Below are 2,143 nucleotides of genomic sequence, written 5' to 3'. Positions count from 1 at the left end.
TTCTTCTCCTCTATCGCTTCCATTTCTTCATCAATTCTTTGTATAAGATTTTCTTCTGGATTATTTTGCAAAGAAGTATTTTTCAATCCCCATTTTGTTATTATAAATTCATTCGTTTTATTCATAGGATTAATAATAGTAGCTTTACTAGTTAATCGTTTTTTTATTTCATCATGATAGATTTTAATTCTATATCCCTCTTTTAGTGGAATGATATCTTTTACAATTGTTACATTTGTTCCTTCCATTTCCTTCGTATAAATTTTTTCACCTTTTTCATTAAAGACCTCTATCGATGCATATTTTTCACCTGCATAATAGCTATGAGGCGTTTTAGTAGTAATCGTAAAAATAGCTCGATTTTGCTCTAAGTCTGTATTTAATACGGCAAACTGGTCATCTCCTAATCCTAGGAATTGAATCGTTTCATTTACCAACTTACTCACTTTCATTTCGTTAATATCAATCTTTAAACTATTATCTTTTTCTTTTACATAGGCATAATACGAACTGAAATGGTACATACTATTCGTTTTCCCACCTGAAATTTCAACCGTATACACTCCATTTGGTACGTCTTGTAAATTGATATCTGTTGTTTCAATTGTTTTCTCTTGAATAACTGTATTCCCTTCTTTTAATTTAATTTTTCCTCCTTTTAATGTATCTATTTCATTTGTATTTAAATGGATATGCAAATTCCCTTTTAGCCCAAGTGGAGCAATTTGCTGATTCGTAACTATTTCGAAGTTGGAGTTTATCGGAATATCAGGATCAACTATAGCTCTTGCTTTCGCTAATTGTGATTCAGGCACTATATAAGCTAAAGAAGTAACAGCCGGAAAACCTTTCGCCCTATTCATCTCTATTTGTTTATGATTAAGCTTAAAACCCCACCTTTCAAAAACAGGTGTAAAATCAACTTGTCCATTCTTACTATAATACTGATTCATTAAATCTGGTAAAGAATGGTCACCTTTTTTGAAAGCAGTATTGCTAGCTAGTTTTCGATAACCTTGATACATTTTTGCAAATGCTTCATCGCCAGCTTTTTGTTTCGCCATCGTTAAAAGAATAAGTTTTTGTCGTAAATCTAAATCATCATAATTTTTATTTTCTTTCATTAGAGCATTATATAAATTCCGTTCTACCTGTTCCTTTTTCCCGAAATTAAACAACCAACCAACTTGATCTGCTTTTTTGCCGTATTTACTATATTGATATTGAACACCAAATAGATTATTAGAAACTTCTCCTGTAAATATTCCTTGATTATCAAAACCAGCTTGGTATCCATGAGCGATTTCATGTAAAGTTCCCCAACTTAGTTTATCTAACCACATCTTTGTACTATCTGTACTATTCGCTGTCCAATTTGTGCCATAATAGGCACCGCCAGCACCAGATATATCTGCTTTTAAGAAATAACGATTTTGACTTTTTTTATTTTCAAACGTTGAGCCATCTAAACCAATAATTGAATCATACATCACAAAAATATCTTCATAATACGCAATTAACTCATCCAACGATTGAAAATCTTTTAAAGATCTTACTAACTCTTTATCTTTTTTAGGTACAAATAATTGAAAACTCTCCCCTTGAAGTAACGCATACTCTCCATCAAATTGATCCCATGCACTAAAAAATTGAGATACACTTCCTTGTTGTTTATAAATGGGAAGGGGTTTAGTAGCACTTTCATTCCCTACTTGGTACTCAAGTACAGCGTGCTCTTCACCGTACGGAGTATCTATGAAAGGAACTAAAGACGTATCACCTTGGATAGTAACCCATTCATTTCCTACTTGTATGGATTTTTCATTTTTTGAGTCATTAGACAATAAACGTAATGTTAATTTGTCTTTAAAATTAGGATTTGTTTGTCTTACCTTTAATGGTGTATTTCTCTTCAAAATAAATCCTAAATCTTGTCGGTCATGATATTTCCCCTTACTTATGCCCGCCTGAAATATCCAAGTAGGCTCTTCTAAACTAGTAATTTTTTTTGCATTTATTCGTTCATCAGCATGTAAGTGTATATTTCCTATGAGGAAAAACATTGTATACATTAGGCCTATAACAAGTAACCTTTTCATTTGCATATCTCCTTCTCTATTTTTTTATATACAAAATACAATAA

Annotated in this window: 1 protein-coding gene; it reads right to left on the bottom strand. The window is 31.5% G+C overall.

Annotated elements, in window-relative coordinates; translation table 11 throughout:
• Positions 1-2,099, bottom strand: a 2,099-nt coding sequence (locus ABWK52_RS23370) for a putative mucin/carbohydrate-binding domain-containing protein (protein WP_353772170.1), incomplete at its 3' end; no start/stop codon positions are given.
• Positions 2,100-2,143: the final 44 nt, after the last annotated feature.

The sequence above is a fragment of the Bacillus sp. AP50 genome, assembly GCF_040492675.1.
Classification (GTDB): domain Bacteria; phylum Bacillota; class Bacilli; order Bacillales; family Bacillaceae_G; genus Bacillus_A; species Bacillus_A cereus.
Note: the sequence above shows the minus strand (reverse complement) of the source record. Positions and strands in the feature narration are given on the sequence as shown.